Source organism: Ignisphaera sp. (assembly GCA_038735125.1).
Lineage (GTDB): Archaea > Thermoproteota > Thermoprotei_A > Sulfolobales > Ignisphaeraceae > Ignisphaera.
Window position 1 is genome coordinate 250,401 of sequence record JAVYNU010000001.1, and the last position, 20,735, is coordinate 271,135.

General features: G+C 38.9%; 20 protein-coding genes. 4 read left to right on the forward strand and 16 right to left on the reverse strand.

The features are described 5' to 3' along the window. Nucleotide 1: 1 nt before the first annotated feature. A complete protein-coding gene (locus QW284_01410) occupies nucleotides 2-712 on the reverse strand; it encodes a nucleotidyltransferase family protein (GenBank protein MEM0338332.1) in 711 nt (236 codons plus the stop codon). 211 nt (nucleotides 713-923) lie between these two features. On the opposite strand from QW284_01410, the gene QW284_01415 reads away from it, so the two are divergent. Next, on the forward strand, nucleotides 924-1,124 hold the full coding sequence (locus tag QW284_01415; GenBank protein ID MEM0338333.1) for a hypothetical protein: 201 nt from the start codon (nucleotides 924-926) through the stop codon (nucleotides 1,122-1,124). Nucleotides 1,125-1,138: 14 nt separating this feature from the next. On the opposite strand, the gene QW284_01420 is transcribed toward QW284_01415, so the two are convergent. From QW284_01420 to QW284_01435, 4 genes are read right to left on the reverse strand one after another with little or no spacing between them, the layout of a single operon-like run. After that, entirely contained in the window at nucleotides 1,139-1,819 is a 681-nt protein-coding gene (locus QW284_01420; GenBank protein ID MEM0338334.1) for an ABC transporter ATP-binding protein, read from the reverse strand. Between the two features lie 11 nt (nucleotides 1,820-1,830). Beyond that, a complete protein-coding gene (locus QW284_01425; GenBank protein ID MEM0338335.1) occupies nucleotides 1,831-2,220 on the reverse strand; it encodes a hypothetical protein in 390 nt (129 codons plus the stop codon). Next, entirely contained in the window at nucleotides 2,205-3,782 is a 1,578-nt protein-coding gene (locus QW284_01430) for a hypothetical protein (GenBank protein MEM0338336.1), read from the reverse strand. The genes QW284_01425 and QW284_01430 overlap by 16 nt, the downstream gene beginning before the upstream one ends. After that, a complete protein-coding gene (locus QW284_01435; protein MEM0338337.1) occupies nucleotides 3,779-5,515 on the reverse strand; it encodes a hypothetical protein in 1,737 nt (578 codons plus the stop codon). The genes QW284_01430 and QW284_01435 overlap by 4 nt, the downstream gene beginning before the upstream one ends. Nucleotides 5,516-5,660: 145 nt before the next feature. On the opposite strand from QW284_01435, the gene QW284_01440 reads away from it, so the two are divergent. Beyond that, nucleotides 5,661-6,080: an Sjogren's syndrome/scleroderma autoantigen 1 family protein gene (locus QW284_01440; GenBank protein ID MEM0338338.1), complete on the forward strand. Its 420-nt coding sequence runs from the start codon at nucleotides 5,661-5,663 to the stop codon at nucleotides 6,078-6,080. 137 nt (nucleotides 6,081-6,217) lie between these two features. Here the strand turns inward: QW284_01440 and QW284_01445 are convergent, their stop codons facing one another. From QW284_01445 to QW284_01465, 5 genes are all read right to left on the reverse strand, one after another. Beyond that, entirely contained in the window at nucleotides 6,218-6,637 is a 420-nt protein-coding gene (locus QW284_01445) for a DUF126 domain-containing protein (protein MEM0338339.1), read from the reverse strand. Further along, nucleotides 6,619-7,800: an aconitase X gene (locus tag QW284_01450; GenBank protein MEM0338340.1), complete on the reverse strand. Its 1,182-nt coding sequence runs from the start codon at nucleotides 7,798-7,800 to the stop codon at nucleotides 6,619-6,621. Before QW284_01450 ends, QW284_01445 begins: the two co-directional genes overlap by 19 nt. An 8-nt stretch (nucleotides 7,801-7,808) precedes the next feature. Next, the gene (locus tag QW284_01455; protein ID MEM0338341.1) at nucleotides 7,809-9,095 is read right to left on the reverse strand and encodes a UbiD family decarboxylase; all 1,287 of its coding nucleotides are present in this window, start codon (nucleotides 9,093-9,095) and stop codon (nucleotides 7,809-7,811) included. A 154-nt stretch (nucleotides 9,096-9,249) separates the two neighbouring features. Beyond that, on the reverse strand, nucleotides 9,250-10,557 hold the full coding sequence (locus QW284_01460; GenBank protein ID MEM0338342.1) for a Clp1/GlmU family protein: 1,308 nt from the start codon (nucleotides 10,555-10,557) through the stop codon (nucleotides 9,250-9,252). Between the two features lie 48 nt (nucleotides 10,558-10,605). Next, the gene (locus QW284_01465; protein MEM0338343.1) at nucleotides 10,606-11,271 is read right to left on the reverse strand and encodes a hypothetical protein; all 666 of its coding nucleotides are present in this window, start codon (nucleotides 11,269-11,271) and stop codon (nucleotides 10,606-10,608) included. A 132-nt stretch (nucleotides 11,272-11,403) separates the two neighbouring features. Between QW284_01465 and QW284_01470 the strand changes: the two genes are divergently transcribed. After that, on the forward strand, nucleotides 11,404-11,988 hold the full coding sequence (locus tag QW284_01470) for a CDP-alcohol phosphatidyltransferase family protein (protein ID MEM0338344.1): 585 nt from the start codon (nucleotides 11,404-11,406) through the stop codon (nucleotides 11,986-11,988). Nucleotides 11,989-11,991: 3 nt separating this feature from the next. Here the strand turns inward: QW284_01470 and QW284_01475 are convergent, their stop codons facing one another. From QW284_01475 to QW284_01490, 4 genes are all read right to left on the reverse strand, one after another. After that, nucleotides 11,992-12,276, reverse strand: coding sequence for a 30S ribosomal protein S26e (locus QW284_01475; protein MEM0338345.1), 285 nt, complete (start codon nucleotides 12,274-12,276; stop codon nucleotides 11,992-11,994). 68 nt (nucleotides 12,277-12,344) lie between these two features. Then, nucleotides 12,345-13,826 carry a proline--tRNA ligase gene (gene proS, locus QW284_01480; protein ID MEM0338346.1) on the reverse strand — a complete coding sequence of 494 codons (1,482 nt, stop codon included), beginning with the start codon at nucleotides 13,824-13,826 and terminating at the stop codon, nucleotides 12,345-12,347. Nucleotides 13,827-13,864: 38 nt separating this feature from the next. Next, on the reverse strand, nucleotides 13,865-14,668 hold the full coding sequence (locus tag QW284_01485) for a tRNA (adenine-N1)-methyltransferase (GenBank protein ID MEM0338347.1): 804 nt from the start codon (nucleotides 14,666-14,668) through the stop codon (nucleotides 13,865-13,867). Between the two features lie 107 nt (nucleotides 14,669-14,775). Further along, nucleotides 14,776-14,988, reverse strand: coding sequence for a ribbon-helix-helix domain-containing protein (locus QW284_01490; protein MEM0338348.1), 213 nt, complete (start codon nucleotides 14,986-14,988; stop codon nucleotides 14,776-14,778). Nucleotides 14,989-15,091: 103 nt separating this feature from the next. Here QW284_01490 and QW284_01495 point away from each other — a divergent pair, with 103 nt between their 5' ends. Next, nucleotides 15,092-15,409 (forward strand): hypothetical protein, encoded by a 318-nt coding sequence (locus tag QW284_01495; GenBank protein ID MEM0338349.1) that lies wholly within the window; start codon nucleotides 15,092-15,094, stop codon nucleotides 15,407-15,409. Between the two features lie 76 nt (nucleotides 15,410-15,485). On the opposite strand, the gene QW284_01500 is transcribed toward QW284_01495, so the two are convergent. After that, a complete protein-coding gene (locus tag QW284_01500) occupies nucleotides 15,486-16,319 on the reverse strand; it encodes a carbon-nitrogen hydrolase family protein (GenBank protein MEM0338350.1) in 834 nt (277 codons plus the stop codon). Continuing rightward, nucleotides 16,310-20,305 carry a reverse gyrase gene (gene rgy, locus QW284_01505; protein MEM0338351.1) on the reverse strand — a complete coding sequence of 1,332 codons (3,996 nt, stop codon included), beginning with the start codon at nucleotides 20,303-20,305 and terminating at the stop codon, nucleotides 16,310-16,312. The genes QW284_01500 and rgy overlap by 10 nt, the downstream gene beginning before the upstream one ends. Nucleotides 20,306-20,735: the final 430 nt, after the last annotated feature.

Below are 20,735 nucleotides of genomic sequence, written 5' to 3' on the forward strand. Positions count from 1 at the left end.
CCTAGTGACCTTCGCAAAAACTTGGATACCGTTGCCTAATAAGGTTCTCACATTCTTCCAAATCCTTTATGGTGTCTATAGACTTCCAAAGCACATCTCTATACACAAGCCCTTTTAATCGGCCTTCTTTAGCCAAAAGTGGGAATGCTGTTGTCTCAATATCGCCCTTTTCAGGCAGAAAATCGAGTATCTCAGGCTTCATCACATAAACTCCACCGTTTATTGTATACTCTATAATTGGCTTTTCGATAAATTCCTTAACATAGTTATTAACAACCTTTACAATACCATACGGACTTCTCATGTGAACTAGAGCTATACCAGCTACAGCTTTATCATCTTTCACTACATCATTTATTAATGGTGTTGGATCCAGATCTGTGATTATATCGCCATTTATCACGAGAAACCATTCCTCATTTCTCAGAACAGACTCTGCATTCTTTATTGCACCACCCGTGCCAAGAGGTTCGTCCTCCATGACATAAGCCACGTTAATCCCATATTTTTTACCACTTCCTATAACCTCTACAACCTTTTCCTTGGCATGTCCAAGAAGCAACACAAAATCTTTAAACCCGTATTTGCTCAGCCATTTAATATGCCACTCAAGAATAGGCCTTTTACATACCTCAACAAGTATTTTAGGTCTATCCTCTGTCAATGGCCTTAATCTCTTTCCAAGGCCTCCTGCAAGTACTACTACTTTCAAGCTGTTTGCACCTCAAATCAATTTATAAGTTTTCAAAAAATAAACTTTATTGATGTGCTCACGCTGGGTTAGCTGATCGTCAATGATGATTTCACGGACCGTGTGAACAACCTTGCAAAAGAATCATAATATCAAAACGTATTGTGTTATATGTGGAAGAGAAATAGGGAGCGATGAAAAAAGTGTGAAATGTAGTGTATGTGGAGGTTTGATGCATGAGGATTGTGTTGATAGGGAGATTCTAGAGGATTCGGAGGGGAATATCATGTGTCCTTACGATGCTGCTCTAGCCGCTTTAGACTGGTTTGACGCTATTGTAACTGAGTACCATGATTCTTTGAAGAGCGACAAAGATAAGTTGCGTGACATTGTTGAAAGGCTGAAGAGCTATATATCACTATTGGAGAGTTAAAAGAATGCCATATTTTAAACTTCCTTTAGAATGCCATCGATTAGAACGAATCTCCTATTCGTGTATTCTAGAACTCGTGCATCGTGGGAGACTATTAGGATTGTTGTTTGGAAATCTCTATTGATTTTTGTGAAGAGCTCTAGAACCTTCTTGGCGTTTTCCCAATCTAGATTAGCTGTCGGTTCATCTGCTAGTAAAAGCGATGGCGTTACAACAAGAGCTCTTGCGATGGCAACTCTCTGCTTCTCACCACCGCTCAAGAACTTGACTCTAGTTTTTATCTTATCGGTTAAACCCATGTAATTGAGGATATCGTTAATCAAAGCCTTTCTCTCTTCTTCTGGTACACCAGATACCAAGAGGGGTAGCTCAATATTTTCATAAACTGTGAACTCCTCTATCAAACCATAATCTTGTGGAATAAAGCTGACAACACCTGTTCTAAGCTCTGCTAACCCCTCATCATCTAACATACTCAAGTTATAGCCCTCTATTATAACCTCTCCCATATCCGGCCTATCCAAGCCTGCCAAAATTTTTAGAAGTGTTGTTTTGCCTGCACCGCTAGGCCCATGTATGCCACCTACATCACCTCTATACAGCGACATGTTAACTCCTTTGAGTATTGGTATTCTATTACCCATATAATTGTAGTATTTCCACAGGTTTCTCACTATGACTACAAGATCCTTCACATTTACCACCACTAGTAAATCGAAAATAGGATAAATATGGTGATAATAACTGAAGTTATGAACAGTACTGTCAAAGCTGTTGCATCTCTAGCTAAGATGCCATATACAATCATAAGTATAGATGTTCTCAAAGCTATAAATACCCAAATTGTAAACGCTATTCCACTCTTTCTCAAACCAACTATGCGAAAAGCTGTAATGAGTTGTGCAATATTTCCCTTGTCAGATAATAATGTAGCTAATATTGCTAGAGATGAAAGCACAATTGAAACCGTTCTTGATATTACATCGCTATAAAACAGGAGATAGAATACCAAGGTAAAGCTGTAAAGAAGAAGATATTTAAATCCATTACATATATAGGAGTATTTCACTCCTATCAACATTATTCTGTGATGCATTTTGTGAACACCCCTTGAATCTTTGACAAAGCCATTAGAACAAGCTTTGCTTGTTCACGACCACTTAGCTCTTCTAAACTCCAGACATCGGCTAATAGATTGTAATTCCAAAGACTGTTGATCTTCTCTCCATATATTTCAATGTTAACTATGGATGACAAGCCCTTTTTGTATATAAGCTCAATACGCATTTCAATCATGTTGTTGGTATCCTCTAAAACTTCGAACTCTGATAGCATAAAGAAGTCGTCTAAGGAAAAATCTTTTTCAAGCTCATTTCTAAACATATTTACATCTATCTTGGCAGTATGATTTAAAACTATTGAAGGTTTTGGCAAGACCTTGCTTCCTCTAACCTTGAGACCGGCGGAAGCTCTATACACAATAACCATGATTGATATGGTAGCAGATAGTAAATATGATGTAGATGCCACACCAAAGATATTCTCTACACCGCTTAAGAAAGCTACTATCAGAAGTGGGATGTAGAAAACTAGGAGTATTGCAATCATAACTATAGCCAAAGAAGATGATAACATACCATATGTGACGCCAGATAGAGCCAGTCTCTGAGAAATAAGTTTAATCCTCTCCGCCAAACCACCTGAAACAGTTATTGAGAAGACTAGGGAGAAAAGTGCTGAAAGAGCCAAGCCAATGAAGGTTCTTGACGATGGAACTAGATTAGGGCTATAGATATGTATCTTACCATTGGTTCTTACAGCAACCAAGTCAAAGTGTTTTAAAAGCCTTGCGACGTCTACATAGCTTAAATTCCTTGCTAGAAAAATTGTTTTTGCATTACAGTCGGTGTTGCATAAAGCCTCAACAACTTTTTCATTCTCTGGAAGTATGATGATGTCTGTTGGTGTAGCTACGAGTGGGGTACCCCCTATAGCACCTAGAGAATGAACTAAATAAATACTTGGAAGAATCTCTACTCTAACAAAATTAGATAAATCCTCCTTTACCACGAAAAACCTCTGGCCATCTATAGAAATAGTGTTCAAGCCAATAGCTTTTTTATTATCAATAATAGCTATATTGCCTTGTGATACGAGCTTACAAATCTTGTCTATGTCTCCAACATAGATTTTTACATGTGGGCTACAGTTAATGACTAATGGCAATAGATAAATACTTTTATTGTCCTGTTCTATAAATACACCATTGTATATTTGCACTATTTTAACCGATTCTACTGGAACCTCTTTAACATACCCTGCACCTCGTTCATAGCTGTTAGAGATCATTAGAATATCGTAGGTGTATGGTATGGAAGATGCATCTATCTCAGATGAAGAGTACAGATATGTTGATGCATAGGCTATTGAAAATGATGTTAAAAGCAAGGAAATTATTATTAGAGCTAATTCAATGCTTCTAATAATGTTGTAAAACATTATCTTGATTATTTTATAAGCTGGAGACACTAGTCTAGGTACTACCAGCTCTTCTTCCTCTGAAACACCCTTTCTACTGACTAAATATAGAGAAATCCCCCAAAGAATTAGTATTGAAGCAAACAAGATCATTGTTATGGTGTCTAATGTTAATGTCACGGAGATACAACACCTAGACTTACCAATATAATATTTGCAATGAGTGCTACCGCACAGCCCAACATAAATATTGTGGCTCCTACAATTAGCCTTTCATGAAATGTGGGGCCAAATCTTACTACAAGGCTTTTTGCTATGTATGCTAACAGTATTTGGAATCCTATGTCTGGTGGCAATGTTATCCCAACTAGGAATGGAAATAGGGCTAATCCGATAAATCTATTGAATAAGATTATCAGGATAGAGACCAGCGATGCAAATAAGATTGTGTTTAGCGACTGCATTGCTAGCTTGCCTTGGTATACAGCCGCCATCCACACTGTTGTTGGTATCCACTTTGATAAAGGCATTTGAGGAGAGTTGAAGCCGTATATGCCTACAAGAAGGTTCCCATACGTGTATGTTATGAAGCTCCCTATGGCGACTCCTAAGCAAAAGTATTTTAGGGTTTCCATAGCATTTACTTTATTTAGTCTTGAGTATCTAAGCAAATTCATTGTTGTTGCAGCTATTGTTTGGGGCATTGGAATGCCTGTGTAAGGATCTAGAACAGCATATAGCATGGTGTTACGCACACCAAGTAAATACATCACCATTGTTACAAGGGGGAAAAGTGCTTGAGATCCTGTACCAGATTCTCCAACAACTCTGAGATTACCTATAATTAATATTAGGTGGAGAAACAAGGCCAAGGCTATTGCCAGAAAAACTATGTTATTAATGGGTTTAAGATAGACTGCAAAAACTGTTGCGACAATTCCGAGGAATGCAATGTATGATAGTCCTACAGCAAATGCAACTCTTTCGGCACCGAATTTTAGGATTACTGAAAAACTCATAGCCAATTGGGTCCAATACTTAATTAGATAATATAATAGAAAGGTTATAACAAATCCAACATTAATGCTTAAAACGATAGGGGAAATGCTAAATAGCATATCATCATATGTTTGAGAGGGGATTAGCGGAATAGAGAATAGTTTTATCGCCATTGGTATAAAAATAAGATATGTTAGAAAAGATCCTATGAAGAAAGACCTTAGTGATGAAAGTGGAAGCAGAAGAAATAATGCGAATACTATTGGGGTAAACGAGATTGCGAAGACAGAGCCTGGCAGAAACATTGATGTAACTGGCGTTAAATCTATGCTAAGTCCGGCGATAAAAAACGCCATTTGGGTTATGAAACCAAATGCAAAGATCAGTAGAAAGAAGTTTCTGCCCACCTTAAACTCCTTCATCAGATTGGTGATAACAGCTGAAGCAGCGGCTATAGGATATTTTAGCCTTTCTTTATCTAGGAAATGGCTTCTCAGCGAATATGCTATAAAGGCTCCTCCAAGTGTTGATATAGTGAGTGTTATGTATATAGGAAGAGCATTCAAATCTATAAAGCTTTTGCCATAATTAAAGAGATATTTGGGCACATCAACATCGAATCCGAATGGCTTGAGTCTGAAGGCAACATTTTTTAGAAACCCATATGTTATATACATTCCAGATGTAAGTGTTGTTGTAATATCAATGCCTATGGCTATTGCAGAAGATATTACAATGTCTCTTACATCGTAATTCATGTTAAGTAATTTAAATATAAACAAGGATAGTATTGGAATCCACACCACTGATATCTCAGATGTTGTATACCCTGATACAGCATATGAATAGCTATTAATAAAGCTCGTGAAAGCCCCTATCAAGATGCCGACTAAGGCTGGATGTATTTTCCTCATGTTATCGCCGAAACATAGGCGTTTTAGGCTATAGAGGATTTGTGAACGAATCACTTGGCTCTTTAAGATGATATTTTAATGATATTGTTTTGCGTAAAGATTATATATCTTTATGCATCAAGAAATGGTTGTACTGTGATCGACAATGACCCAGCAAATAGATAGAGATACCATAGTTAAGAGAGCTACGGAGCTACTTAGAGGTGGCGCTACTATGCTAGCTGAAGTATGCCCCTTATGCAACTCACCATTATTCAAGCTTCCAAGTGGTGAGGTTGTGTGTCCTATACATGGCAGGGTTATGCTTGTTAAAACTGAGGAGGAGGTTTCCGAAGCCAACGTACTGTCAACATTAACAGAGCTCGAAAAAAGTATTACAAATAAGTTGAATATGTATGTCAATAAATTGAAGAATAGTGAGACAGAATTTGAGGATGCTAGAAATGTTATTGCGTGGCTAGATGCTCTAGAAAGAATTGAAAAAATAAAAAGATTGCTCAGCAAAACAAAACACTTTGAAACAGCGCAAACTCATCCTAGCGCCAGAAAAACAAGTAAGAAATGATACAACACCATTACCTCCTCATATCCAAATTCCTATAAACTCTGATATCGGCTTCTTTAAAAAGCGAACCTCATTCACTCATAATCTAGTAGATTAGGTAAAAAGATTAGTGGCGATAGCAATAAGCATCAAAAATATTATTGGAAGCAGAGCTTGGCGGTGCCATTATGACACTCTACTTCGGTATCTACATCATCTGCTACTGCATTGTATACATCTTCAGGTAGCTTTGCAACACCTATGATATTGCATAGTATCATTCCAGTTACAACAACAGGATCTGGATCGACCATTAATATTGCCTTTGGGGCTAGCCCTTTTTTACAAAGTGAGTATAGGACATAGACCCCCACGGTGCTTCCACGAAACCTTTTTACAATCAATATGGTGTTAGCAAGGCTCTTTCCTTTTGCTTTCAAATCTTGTGCTATTATCTTGCCACTTTCTCTATCAACATCTCCAAGAAATGATAGTGTATCTAATTTGATTGTCCTGCCAAACGCGTTGCCTTTCCCAATGATTATAACATTACTTAGCTCTATACACCTATTATGCATGGCTTTGCACCTGACAGGTTGTACAGATAGTGTATTGCTTTGCCATGGGGTGTATAAACCGATGCCATATTTAACAGCCTCAAGTTTGAGACAACAGCACAGCTGCCAGGCATAATCTCTACATTTATTTTGTGGCGCTCTCTAATCTTATTGATTATGTTGCTGATTTCGACGCTCCTTATATTGAGGTTTGCTCCTACAGTTACAATTATTTTGCTTATTCCATGCTTTTTAAAAATGTCTATATATTCATCTCTAAGTAGCATCAGCATCTCCTCTTGGGTTAGATGAGGACATCCAAGAAGCAGTGCATCGCTTTTGCACAACATGTTGTCAATGCTTTGGTAAAGCTCTTTTTCATCTATATGAATCCTTTCAATGCTAGAATCGATGATATAGGTATTTGGAGGTGTTATACCATCTAGTATAGCCATTGAAGCTGACGAGGTTGATGCAATTGATGCAAGCATATTTTTTAGAAGCAGATTAAACATAGCCTCTTTTTCTACAGAGTATTTTGCTTTTATGTATGGAACACCTCTTGTTAATCTGCCAATGTGAAGACCTAGAAGACTTGCAAGGAGAATTGAATTAATGTTGAATTCGATGATGATCTCTTCTGATGCAGTTCTATTTTCAATTCGATGCATACCAGAATCATATGTTTTGCCTATTAAAGCCGCCATCAGAGCTGTTATGCCGCCTTCTCTATTTGTGAATGCGCCTAAAACGGAGTTGGCATATATTACAGCGCTTGATTCAGCCCAAGCAAGATGTTCTCCTATAGCTGGTTTTCTAAGTGCGTATGGTATACATGTAAAGCTGTTTGGATCAATTCCTATTTTTATAAGTGCTTCTATTATTTGTATTTGCTTTCTATTCAATTCTTCATTATTATATAGGGATAGCCCAGCAAATGAGTAGGGATTGGCAGTTGTATATACTCTGGTTTTAGCACCTTTTTGACTCAAATCCGTTAGAAACTCTAGGCCTTCATCCCCTATATTGAAGTATGAAACGCCTGAGATGTGAGCGTGTGCAATGTCTATTAGTCTTTCTGCCCCAAAAACTTCGCCAACTTTGACTATGATTTCCATAGCCTTCTTAGTGACTTCCCCAAATTCTCCGCTAAGCATCTTCTCCTCGATTCTACTCAGATACATTTCTTCTTTCACTCAATTTTTACATATTCAAATTGTTTCTTATTTGCTGATACAGGTAGTGTAAGGTCTAGTCCAAGCTTGTCACATATACCGTCTGGGGAAGACGGATCTAGTGTGGAGCACCTGCTTTTCTCGACAATTACCATGCTTTCTTTTCCTCTAAACCTTGTTGCCAAAGCCCATACAAGTTTGTCGAGGGAATCCACATCAACATCATTATCTATAGCTATTGCTATCTTGGCGCTTGGATGGCCTGAAAAAGCGGCTAGGATGGCGTTTTTAGCATCTCCATCGGTGTTCTTAGCTATGGACAGCACTATTATAAGCCATGAGCCAGCCGATTCTAACAACCTCACCCTATACACTCTGGGAACAACATTGCTTACAGTTTGCCATATCATAGCCTCTCTATGGAAACTCTGCAACAGTTTGTGCTCCTTACCGGCAGGCAGTATCACATGGAAATACTCTTCAAGATTAACATACATACCATCAATTGCTATCAACGGTTCTTTTCTTCTAGCGTCATACAGATGCAAAAGATCGACGAATGGCCCCTCCTCAACAAACTGTGTTATTGACACTCTTCCTTCTAGGACTAGAGCGGCTGAAGCAGGTACTGGAATTCCATACTTGGGTGTGTATACTATTGAAAAATCGTTTAAAATATTGGGGACTAGATCCAGCTCAAAAACTCCGAAAGGTGGGGAAGATGCGGCCATCAATTCGACAGCTGGATGTACGCCAACAACAATGGCTACAGGCATTTCTTTTCCGCTTTTCCTATATTGATCATATATATATCTTAAATGGCGGGGAACAATTCTGGCGACTACGCTATTCTTTGTTACCAGCATTGTTCTGTGGATAGAGGCGTTGCAGACATTGTCTAGACAGGCTATGTATATTGCTGATGATAGGTATCTACCGCCATCCCCGGGATAGAACTTTATGAATGGTATCGAGGTTAAATCGACCTCTTTTACTGTTGAGTAATAGTTGTGGAAGTCCTTCTCCAAGGGTTTCACAGGTCTTGACAAAGCCTCAACAAGTTTCTTGTAAGCAGCCTCATCATTTTCAACATTTAGAACCTTTCTATAGAGCCTTGCTCTGCTGTTCAGTACATTGCCAACACATATATGTTTAGATGACCTCACCTTGAATAGTGCTACCTTTTCAGAGGGGTCCAACCGAGCAAGAAGCTTTGTAGGCTCTAACTCAAAGTCCATTTCTTTAGATGTGTGATCCTCTAACTCACTCTCATCAAGTCCTTTTATGAACGACTTCAACGACATTATTTTCTGCCTCAAATAAACTCTGAACGTGTTTATAGTTATAGGTATTAATGAAGAGACTTAAACATATTGATATTCATAATCCCATATTCTGGATAATGATCTTTCTGAAACTGTTAACGGATTGAAAATAATGCTGATACTAACTAGGTAATCATATAACACATTTGACTATCTTTCCTTTGTCTGCAAATTCCTCGTTTAGTATAATCCTCCCTACAACAATCCCTCTAACATCTCCATCATACTCTGTTAAAATGCAAAACTCTTTTTTGGCAAGATCAACCGAATCTATTACCCCCATGCCCACCTCTTCCATATTTTCGTTTAGAAGTGCTACCAGCGCCCCTTTTGCAAAAGAAGGTTTAATTACGTAGATATTTTCATGGCCCAATTGCAGAGTATCTATTTTTGCATCGCTTTGCAATGCCAAGACGAGCAGATCTTCATATTTGCTTGCCATAATAATGTCTATTCCAATCTTGCTTTTCAGTGCCTCAATCCCTTCCTGATATGAGGCTCCATTAAATAGACAAGAGTCTAGAATGGCTATATCATTAATGTTAAAGCATCTTTTCTTTGCATTTCGAAGATATTGAACGTAGTTTACTCTCCTTAGTTGTCTCCTATCATCCCTACTCCTACTCTTCACCACAGCTGGAGATGGAACACAGTAGACCTTTGTTACTGAAAACTTCGAAAATGTATCTGCCAAGGGTCTGCAAAAAGCATCGCTGCCCATTATCGCTATTGACGTGGGCTTCACACTCTTTATTAGCTGGGTTTTAAACTGTATTGATGCTAAATCGCCGAACCATCCATCAGTATTTACGATTATCAGATTGGATCCTTTCTCTTCAGCAATGTTTATAAGCTCAACTACAGATGCTATGATCCTAGCCATTGCTATGCCATAAGATGGTGTTATAAATCCTATAAAACGTTTTACGTCACCTGTTACTTCTCTTAACCAAAGTATCTTTCTATCCATAATTTTCATTGCTATAAATCCTGGAGGAGCTAAATCACACTGCCCAACATCAGCATCTATTATTGCGCTTTTCAGCCCATGCTCTATTCCTAGATTTGATAAGAGTGTGGCAAATGATGTTTTGCCACTTTCAACAGGCCCTAAAACAATTACTCTCCCACCCTTATCAACAATCTCCTTGCCTATAGTCTCCCATACATCAATTGGTTCTTCGCCAGGTAGTGGCTCCTCTATACCGCCACCCTCTCCGATAAAGATACTTAGATTAGCGGCCTCAATTGCTTTGATTCCATAACTTCTGTATCTACTTATCCAAACTTCTTGACCCTTGCACAAAACTATTCCAAGTAATCTAATGCATCCATCTTCTACATGAATCCTTGCCGGGCCTAGAATCCTCAAAATCTTGTCCTTATCCAACGTGATTCTAGCCCGCACATTGTGAGGTACCATTAGCGAAGATGAAGCCATATGCTGTCGCCTCCGATGTTGTATTATGAGTGTGATCTTTTCTATGAGTTAATGTTTTTGGAAAGCCTTTAAAGCTATGTTTATAGCTGCAATAGAGTCTTCATCTAAGTTGTCATCAACAATTATTGAATGTCTTGAGGTTTTATGCTCGTGAACTAATTCAATTAGAATATCTCTTGGCAACTCCTTGAGCAAATTATCTATGAATTTAGCAAGCCTTGATTGAATAAGTTTGCTTGGTATACCAATTCTAATTATTTTTTTCTTGGCGGGGATGCTTTCAAAGAATATTTTCAGCATATTGATGACCATTTCATCGCTTCTATAGCTTTTAGCAAAGATCAGCTCGGAATCGGCAAATAAGGCCAAGCCTATGTTGAGACCATAATCTATGCCCGCTATTAAAACTTCTATTACTCTCCTATCTATTCTAGATAGTGCCAATGCTAATATAACGTTTTTTTCTATTGTAGATTCGTCAATTCGTATTATAATGCCATTCAAGGCGCAATTAATAGATTTTAGGTAGCTTATGCCATAGTCATCGACAAGAATTATATAGTCAGCTAGATCACTCTCAACACAGCTGCTATCATAGATGCCAGAATATGTAATGTCAAATACTCTTAACAAATCTATGACTTTGTACAGGATTTTTGAATTGTATATTGAAAGTACAATGCCCCTCTTCTGTTTCCCAACCGCTATTACCACCCCCAGTTAACAAGATGTCAGCAATTTTATTAACATCACCACCATCAGTTCCCGGATTCCTCTTCATCAATAGTAGTTTTAAGCTTTTGGGAAAATATGCTTTATGCTGAAAATTGTTTGAGGTGGACAACAATGTTAGGTATGCTGAGAACTCGTGTTTCAAAAGTTGTTAACTCCATAGCTGGCCACATTAATGTTGATCCAAATGCTATAACATTTTCAGGATTGGCAGCATCCTTTACTTCATTAGTATTTGCAGCAACGGGCTCATACATATTTGTAATCCCTGTCCTTGTAGTGGTATCTGGGGTAACAGATGTGCTTGACGGTGCTGTAGCCAGAGTTAAAAGAAAGGCTTCCACATGGGGATCTATATTCGATTCTTTTTGCGATAGAGTCATCGAAGCAAATTACTTCATATCATTAATGTTACTAGAGGTAAATCATCTTCTTATTTCCCTAGCCATTGTAGTATCTTTCCTCATCAGTTATCTGAGGGCTTTGGGAGAGTGGAGAGGGGTCAAATTAGAGGGCGTAGGAATTCTTGAACATGGAGAACGGATGATAATAATATTCCTTTCTTCTCTTGTCATAGCCATTGATCCTAAAAAAGGTGTGCAATGGGCAAACATTTTAACAGGTGCACTTGTATTACTTGGCATTATATCTTCTCTGCAGAGACTTCTTACGATATATAGTAAATTGCATGCACATTGATTTCTATAGTTTTGTAGCCTTCTTCCTCTCGTCCTCTGCTCTAACCTTTATGATTCCATAGAATATCGCGCAGTTAATGCAATAACACTTTGTCACAGGATATCTCATTATTATTGCACCTTTCTTCTCTAGTTCGCTAGCAAGCTGTGGATCCACAGGAGAATACATTCTTGTAACACATACTGCCTTATCTTCTGGTATTAAGGCGCCACAATTATCGCAGTGTATCCTAGATACAGATCCTTTATCTCCCTTTCTTCTTCCTCTATTCTCTCTTTTCTTGGGCACCACAAGCCACCGTTCAGTATAGGTATTCATATCAAAGCTTAAAAATGATAATTAAATCGTTGGTATTTCTAGTATTTTTTGGCTATACCTATAAATGTTCTTGCCGGCCTATTACAGAATGCGCAACCTCTATATCCATTGACCTTCTCATTAATTCTAAGCATATTTAATGAGTCTTTATAGATCTCTCCTAGTGCACTTATACCTTCCAAACCTTCTAACTTGCTATACACACATTTCTCATCTCCACACCATGGGAGTATTGCCACACCACCCTCTTCTTTTATAAAGTTTACCGCCTCATCAAAATTGCCAAATAGTTTTATATTAGATAGAAACTCTTTCCACGCTCTGTTACTCAAATTCTGGAATATGTCATTTAGCAATAATTTGATCTTCTCAGTCAATTGATCGACTGCAATAACATCTCTTTTCATGGTGTCGCGTCTAAAGATTGTCACAACATTGTTTGAAAGCTCTTTTAGACCTACTTCAATTCTTATAGGCACACCTTTTAACTCCCATTCAAAGAATTTGTCCACAGGTCTTAAATCATCTCTATAGTCTTCGTATACCCTGATCCCACTTTCTCTAAGCATCTTTGCTATTTTTCTGCAATACTCCATTATCTTCTCCTTTGACTCTTGATGATATATAGGCACTATTACTGCTTGGTATGGCGCTATATTGGGGGGTAGGATAAGACCCCTGTCATCGCTGTGAAACGCTATTACGGACGCTATAACCCTTTCGGAAATTCCGTAGCTGGTTTGCCAGGCATAATCAATTGTCTCATCTCTTTTCTGGATCTTTACATCAAAGACTCTTGTAAATGTCTGACCCAGATTGTGCACAGTCCCAATTTGCACAGCTCTCTTATCGGGGAATATGGTGTCAAAGGCGATCGTGTATAGAGCCCCGGCAAACTTGTCCCACTGGGGCCTTCTTGAAATTATATAGGGTATTCCTAGAGAATCAAAAAACTTCCTGTATATCTCGATAGCTTCAGCAATCTGCCTTTCGCTATCCTCAAAATCTTCGTGAACTGTGTGAGCCTCTTTAAATGTTGTAATCTCCCTTACCCTAATCATCGGCTTCGTCATCTTAGTTTCGCATCTAAACACACTCACAATTTGATAATATTTTTTGGGGAGTTGCCTATAGCTCTTGATCCACAAACTCTCCATGTAGCCTATTGCTGTTTCGCTTGTTGGCCTCAAAGCTAGTTTAACATCCATGTTTTCTAGACCTGCTTTGGTAACCCAAAATACCTCTCCCTCGAAACCTCTAACATGCTCGCTCTCTTTTCTAAACAAAGTCTCTGGTATTAACAAAGGCAAGAGTATTTCTTCGTGACCCTTCTCATCAAGCAAATTACGAATTATTTCTATAACCCTCTTTCTAATCTGAAACCCATAGGGTAGCCAAACACCCATACCCTTTACCGGATATCTTCCATAGTCATAAATCTCCGCCTCAGATATTATCCAGTCAAACCACTCGCTGAAACCCTCTCCATATTTTTTTGGATACTGCTTAGAGGTTGCCACGAAGCCAGCACCTACCTATGCTATGATGTACACTAAAACTAGCTGCTTTTAACTATTTTTCTTGCAAACACTATGAAACCTGTATGGCCAACCATGTAGGTAGAGGGCCTTATAGCTACTCTCGATAACTCGAATTCTCTTAGCATTATCTCAAAAGCTCTAATATCTATGAAGCCACCGAAATCCTCTAAAGCATTGTACAGTTTTATAAGCTGCTGTATCGATGGTATGAAGAATGCTATTGGTGCAGATGGCTTTAGAGAGATATGCAGAGCTTCTAGAGCTTCCCAAGGATCCGGCATGTCAATAACCGCTGCATCGAAACCTGTTTCGTCTATGCCTTTTCTCACATCAGCAAGTTTCAAGGTAACATATTTATCTAGTCCCAGCTTTTCGAGGTTCTCCTTAGCCACTTTCAGAAACTCTTCTCTAATATCATAGCCGTATACATGGCCATCAGGTTTAACAATATATGCTAATAAGGCAGTTGTATTGCCAGATCCAACCCCCGCTTCCAACACCTTGGCGCCAGGTCCTAGACCAAGCATTAGTATTATGAAGCCCAAGTCCTTTGGATAAATTACCTGTGTAACTCTTTTCAAACCCTTGTCGATATAGTCCATGATGAGTGGTTTTAAGGCCCATGCTCTAATGTTTAACGAGGTTTTTATTTGGGATCCCTTCTCTTTTCCAACAATGTCATCGGCTATTATAATGCCCTTGTCTGACGATATTTTCTCTCCTTGTTTGAGTCTTGTGAGAATTTTTCTCCTCTTATCAATGTATATTAACACATAATCGCCATAGTTAAATACCTCATTTTGGCTCAGAACTGGTGTCATATATCACCACTCAGTAATACCAACCATCATCATCACCACTATAGAATATAAACTCGTTTGGGTGGTAAATAAGATTAGAATAAAATTTGTGTGGTAAGGGGATAAAACTATATCTCTTCTATTACTTCGATAACCTTAGACCTACCACCCTTCTTTCTAGGCTTCTCCAAACTATAACCATTCTCCCATAGCTCTTTCTTCAACAGCTCTCTAATTGCTGTTCTTATAACCTCACTTCTTGATGTGTACCTCCCCATTTTCACTAACTCATCAATTGCTTCAAGATAAGATTCTGGCATTTTTACTGTTACAATACGCATCTGTTTTAGCACCACCTACCTATCTAAATGATGATGATAATTTATAAGTAAGAGAGCGGTTTAAATAATGAGGGAATATCTTATATAAACTGGGGCTGCATCGATGGGCACTAAAGGAGGCAAGCCATTATCAACTCTAGAGAAAAGACAAAGAAAGCTCGCTAAAAAGGAAGAGGCAAAGAAGCCTGCAAAAGAAGAGAGAAAAATTGCGGTACCTAGTGCAGAGACTATAGATCAAAACCTTATTTCAAAAACACTAGATGAAATCAACAATAGTGGTCATGTTACTACCTTCACACTTTCACAAAAACTTGGTATAAAGTATAGTCTAGCAAAGAAAATACTGCGTGAGCTAATTAAAAGAAACGCTGTAAATCTGGTAGTAAAGAATAGACGAGTCATTTTAGTTAGTAAAAAATAGCGACATGAAGAAGACAACACTTAGAGACTTAGAGACATAGTTAAAGAATATAGATGTGCTAACAGTTCATACAGCCTCATGTATTTTGACTTGAAAATTTTTTGCTGTGCAACATTTTTTTCAGCTCCTTTATGATTTTGAATCTCGCATTAACGTTGACTCTATCTACATGTTTTGTAGAAACACTCATAGCAACAACTTTTTCATCCATGTCAATTCTTTCAATCTCTTCACCATTTTCATCGATAACAATTGTTGGCACCGTAGCTAATACATCCTGTTTATACTCAAATATTCCGCCAACCATTAAACCCATGCTACCAGACTCTATAGTTCTTACAACAGTTGCCTGTTGTTGCCTATAAATGTCTTGGTTTATACTAGGATAAATCACTATAATATCTATATTCAAGATGGAAAAGGTGAATGATATTTCTGGATAGAAAAGATCGTCAGCTATTAAAAATCCTATTCTGGCATTGCCCAACACCATGTATGGAACTTGCGAATACCCACTAAACTTATTGTTTGGTGCAACCTGTCTAATAACCTTTTTTACATCCCCATCTTTACCTATGCATACTACAGATCTATACAACCTAGAGCCTCTGCGCTCTATCAATGGTCCGACGACTAGGTTTACACCATAGTTCCTGGCCAACTTACCCATTTCATCTGTTGTTGGCCCAGGTATTGTTTCACTCGATATTTTGAGTGTTTTTTTGAATTCTATCTCATATATTGGAACCCCATTAACCATCTGAGGCAGTATCACAATATCAACGTATCTCTGGTGTTTCAGCAACTTTTCTAGTAAGTCTTTAATCTTGGCTATGTTCCTCTTTCTAGTTCCTAATTCTATGCTTGTATGAATTACAGCCACATCTATGTTAATACTATTCAGCTGCATATGCTCTTCACTTTGTCTAAATCTGTTTCGTAGATCTTTGGAACAACTTTGCTGCAAACCTCATTGAAAAGCTCATTTATTACCAAGGTATAATCTATTTCACCTTTTTCTATCTTTTCCATTTTTTCGTATAACAGTTTTGTTCTACTGGTTGAAACCATTTCTGCTATATCTGTTACAGCCTTCTCTATCGATGTTCTAATTACCTTCTCTACATCCTCTTCTTTAACATCTCTAAACAGGAATGGGTATCTATGGATAAACTTTTGGATAAATGCTACTATATCGTGTTTGCTCTCAGGAAAGTTGTTTCCAGCAAGCAGGCTATATATTAGTATGCCTGTTAGCGATGGTATTAGATACTGGTTTTTGCCTATGACATAAACATATCTTCTCCTCTGTATCGTGTCTATGATTTTTGCGTATGTGCTTGGCCTTCCGATACCAACGTTCTTCATCCATCTCACTATATCTCCTTGTGTCGGCAGCTTTACATCACTTAGCTCAACTGATTTGACTTTGCTTGGCCTTAGCACTACATCGCTTCTTGGAAGTGGCACGATAGATATGGTAGAGTAGTACAGGAGGAATCCGGGTTCAATGATATTAGTTGGAACCTCTATTACTGTCTCCCATATTTTATTCTCCTTGTACAGTATCTCTACGGTATATAGCGACTTTTCCAGTACTGCAGGCTTCATCTGGCTTGCGATAAATCTTCTGAATATCAGGTCATAGAGTTTATAGTGCTTGTTTGTCAGGGGTGTTGGGGTCTCTATCACCCCTTCGATTATGAGCTCTCTTAGCCTAGTAGCATCAACGGGTCTCGTTGGTCTTATCGCTTCGTGGGCTCCGCCCTCTCCCCAGCTTCTCGGTGCAAATACCTCGCTAATTTTGTCGCCGAATTGTGTGGTCAGGTATTCTCTGGCAACCCCTATACCTGTTGTAGAAACTCTTGTACTATCGGTTCTGTGATATGTTATGAAGCCTAGCTCGAAAAGGTTTTGGGCTATCTGCATGGCTTCAACAGAATTCATTCGTAGGATTCTTTGGGCCTCGGCCAGCATTTCATCTGTTGTGAATGGTGGGGGTGGGTATATTATATCCTGGTGAGAGTATTTATAGTGAAAAACAACATTGATGTCGGATGCTCTTACGGTTTGATCTATATTCAATTTTTTGAATGCTTCTAGTGGTATTTCGAATTGTAGATTAGAAACGCTTATAATTTTGCTATGTCTAAGAGTGTTCAATCTGTTTATTGCTGTTTCTATTATTCTTCCAAGCACAGGTGTTTGGACTCTTCCAGCACTATACCTCTTATCTAATGCCATAGCCTTGCTTATAGAGCTATAGAGCTTTGTGACGTATTCTGATAGGGAGAAGCCTAGCCATCTATCCTCAATTCTCCTAGCTATCTGGGCCTCGACAAGAGCTAGGTTTATCCCCCTCAAATTTTCGAGTGCTTGTAGAACAGCTCTCCTCGTCACCTCATGGAACTCAGCCCTCTTAATGGTTTTTGCGTAAGGTGCTAATGCTACTGCAATGTCATATGCTATTTTCTCACCCTCGGAATCAGGATCTGTGGCTATGATGACCTCGTCAACCTCTAGAGCAATTCTCTGAAGAGCCTCCACAACATCTTTAGATGATTTGAATTCAGAAGATCCGCAAACAGGGCATTTATCCCCTTTAACAAACTGGGTTCCGCACACCAAACACCTTTTTATGTAGTCGTATCTGGGGACAAAGAACTTTGTTCCTCCCTGCGCCCTTTTCTCAACTCCGTATATAGAATCTTGCGATAGCTCTTCTTCAACAAGTTCGAAGATGTGTCCCCCAGATGCTGTTATAAGAAGATGCAGCTTGCCAACATCAACTTCATAAACTCTAAGAACGCCGTAGTCTCTGGCTGTCGGTTTACCGAAGAATGATGCAATGGTTCTGGCCTTGTTTGGCGATTCAACTATGAATAGCACTGTCTTTGTCAGTTCCTCTACCTTTGTTAGTAGGTTGCTGGGTATACCCCCGCTTTTTATCATTTTAACTATTCTTCTATCTTCATCAATTCTCTGCATCTCTTTTTCGATATCTACCTCGTTGATTGGGTAGAACTTGAAGTCGTCTATGTAGAATCTAAGCCTTTTCTCCAATCCATTGACTAGCCTAGGATCGTCGGATATCACTATGGATAATCCTCTTGTTATACCGCCTATGTACAGCCTTGATGTTCTTCCACTGGCTTGGATATATGTTGGCGCATCTGGTAATAGCATATAGAGTTGTGCCTCCTCTTCATATATCACAATCGAGGGGTTGTTCTTCAGTCTTTCAATTATCTCGCTTTGTTTCAGTAACGATGACACATAATCGTGGGTCTCGAGCAACGTTTTTACAAGCTCGCTTCTCTTCTCGTTGTGCATACCCTTCTCAATGGATTCGATAACCTCTTTAAGAATGATTGGAGATACTCTTCTTACAATTCTTCTCAACACTATTATCCTGTTCATTACATTGTTCCTCTCCCTCTCATCGACAACCTCAAGCAGAACAGACAATACCCTCAGCAGTGTTGCGGGATTGTACTCGATTCTGGACAGGGAGATTTTGTGTCTTGGAATACCGAAGAATATGGCATATCTTATAACCTCTGGCAAGTCAATGCCTCTGACAAGAAGGCCATAGTATGTTGCTACACCTACAACAACATCTAGATTGCCTTCAATGAACTCCTTTAGGCTCTTGCTCTTCTTGCTGACAACAACATCGGCTTTTACTCCCCTGTTAACCAGTTCCTGGGCTAGTCTCTGGGCCTCTTCAATGCCTTTGTCTAGGGGTACGAAGACTAGTCCTCCGGGGCCAAGCCTCTTAATCGTGTTTGCCAATACCTCGACTGCCTGTTCATAGCTGCTTACACTGACATAAACATCGGCGATATTTCTGTATAGCTCGACACTAGAGCCTATGGTGAAGCCTAGAAGCTCTTTGAATAGTCTTATCCTCCTTCCTCTAGCTCTTCCAGTAGCCGAGCTTACTACCAGGATGCCTACCTGCCTTCTCTTAGACGCTATATGTGCTTGGTATTTCTTCACTAGCTCGTCTACTGGCACACCATCTTCTCTGCATTCTTCAGCCTTTTCCTTTTGCGATAGACAGCGCATCTGCCTTATTCTCAAGGTTGATAGCTTGTACCCTATCTGCATATCCTCTTGGGAAAAGCCTAGAAGCATCAAGACATATTCTATGGCTTTGCTACCCTTCATAATGGCATCCACATCGTCAACGAATATGAAATTGAATGCAAAGCCTTTATCAACTAGAGGCTTGAAGACCCTATCGAAGTTTCTCTGCAGATAGTTAGACGTTGTTATGAGTATATCGAAGTTACCATCCTTTATAATCTCCTCCAGCTCTGCTTTTCTCTTTGGAGAAACCTTTGAGTGCATAGCTGCAATTGCAACAACAATACCCAGATTGTTTGCCAGTTCCTGAAGCCTCTTATAATAGTGTTCAACTAGAATAGATGTTGGGACAATGATATAAGCCTTCTTATTGTGTTTATATGCGAGAAATAGAGCCATAACCAAGCCAAATGTTGTTTTCCCCACACCAGTAGGGGCAATCATCGCAAAACTGCTTTTCTGGGCAATTCTAAAAGCCCAGCTTACCTGGAGATTCCAAGGATTGTTGCCAACAGCCTTTCTGAAAAAATCTATGAAGCTATTTACAAACTCCTCCATCTCTACAAGCTCCAACACCTTTTTAGAAGGGGAATGCAGATATTTGAGCAGCTCCTTGAATGAGGTCACCTTAACAATGCTACTAGTATTCATGCACTTCTCACATGCATTTCTATTCAAAATCCTGACATCGTCTATGGGACCAGAACAGTTGATGCACAAACTCATATACCTTGTATGTGGCAGAAAATGGGTTTGTGAGAAGCCCTGCCTATACTCGATACGAACATTGCCAATAAAACTCATTCAACCACCTTACATAATCGGAATCCGCTCACCAAGTTATTAATTTTTGATAACCGAATCTGCCATTGACAATCTCAGCGAAGAGAAGTCTCATCATATTTCAGGAGACCGTCGTATCATCACAAAAACATATATGCTTACCATCTCGCTATCTATATCATGGGGAATAAAAGACTTATAAGATATGATGACCCCAGCGAACCTGAGACAATGATGACACCTGTCTCACCTGAAACACAAATTATAAGTATTGATTAAGAATAATACAGCCCACCACTCTCTAGAGTTGGAGATGTCGCTAAGTTACGGCCTTTGGGAAAGAGGGTGTAATGCATGACTCAATATGTTTAGCATTTAATAAGAGGGGTTGTGGAGCTCTCATAACATGTGATAAGGATCCCCTCAACAAGACAAAAATTCTGGCTCATTG

Bases quoted from the DNA above. Each gene is read 5' to 3' on its own strand.
- QW284_01415 (MEM0338333.1), top strand. From the start codon at position 924: ATGCATGAGGATTGTGTTGATAGGGAGATTCTAGAGGATTCGGAGGGG.
- QW284_01425 (MEM0338335.1), bottom strand. From the start codon at position 2,220: ATGCATCACAGAATAATGTTGATAGGAGTGAAATACTCCTATATATGT.
- QW284_01435 (MEM0338337.1), bottom strand. From the start codon at position 5,515: ATGAGGAAAATACATCCAGCCTTAGTCGGCATCTTGATAGGGGCTTTC.
- QW284_01440 (MEM0338338.1), top strand. From the start codon at position 5,661: ATGACCCAGCAAATAGATAGAGATACCATAGTTAAGAGAGCTACGGAG.
- QW284_01445 (MEM0338339.1), bottom strand. From the start codon at position 6,637: ATGCATAATAGGTGTATAGAGCTAAGTAATGTTATAATCATTGGGAAA.
- QW284_01450 (MEM0338340.1), bottom strand. From the start codon at position 7,800: ATGTATCTGAGTAGAATCGAGGAGAAGATGCTTAGCGGAGAATTTGGG.
- QW284_01455 (MEM0338341.1), bottom strand. From the start codon at position 9,095: ATGTCGTTGAAGTCGTTCATAAAAGGACTTGATGAGAGTGAGTTAGAG.
- QW284_01460 (MEM0338342.1), bottom strand. From the start codon at position 10,557: ATGGCTTCATCTTCGCTAATGGTACCTCACAATGTGCGGGCTAGAATC.
- QW284_01470 (MEM0338344.1), top strand. From the start codon at position 11,404: ATGTTAGGTATGCTGAGAACTCGTGTTTCAAAAGTTGTTAACTCCATA.
- QW284_01485 (MEM0338347.1), bottom strand. From the start codon at position 14,668: ATGACACCAGTTCTGAGCCAAAATGAGGTATTTAACTATGGCGATTAT.
- QW284_01490 (MEM0338348.1), bottom strand. From the start codon at position 14,988: ATGCGTATTGTAACAGTAAAAATGCCAGAATCTTATCTTGAAGCAATT.
- QW284_01495 (MEM0338349.1), top strand. From the start codon at position 15,092: ATGGGCACTAAAGGAGGCAAGCCATTATCAACTCTAGAGAAAAGACAA.
- QW284_01500 (MEM0338350.1), bottom strand. From the start codon at position 16,319: ATGCAGCTGAATAGTATTAACATAGATGTGGCTGTAATTCATACAAGC.
- rgy (MEM0338351.1), bottom strand. From the start codon at position 20,305: ATGAGTTTTATTGGCAATGTTCGTATCGAGTATAGGCAGGGCTTCTCA.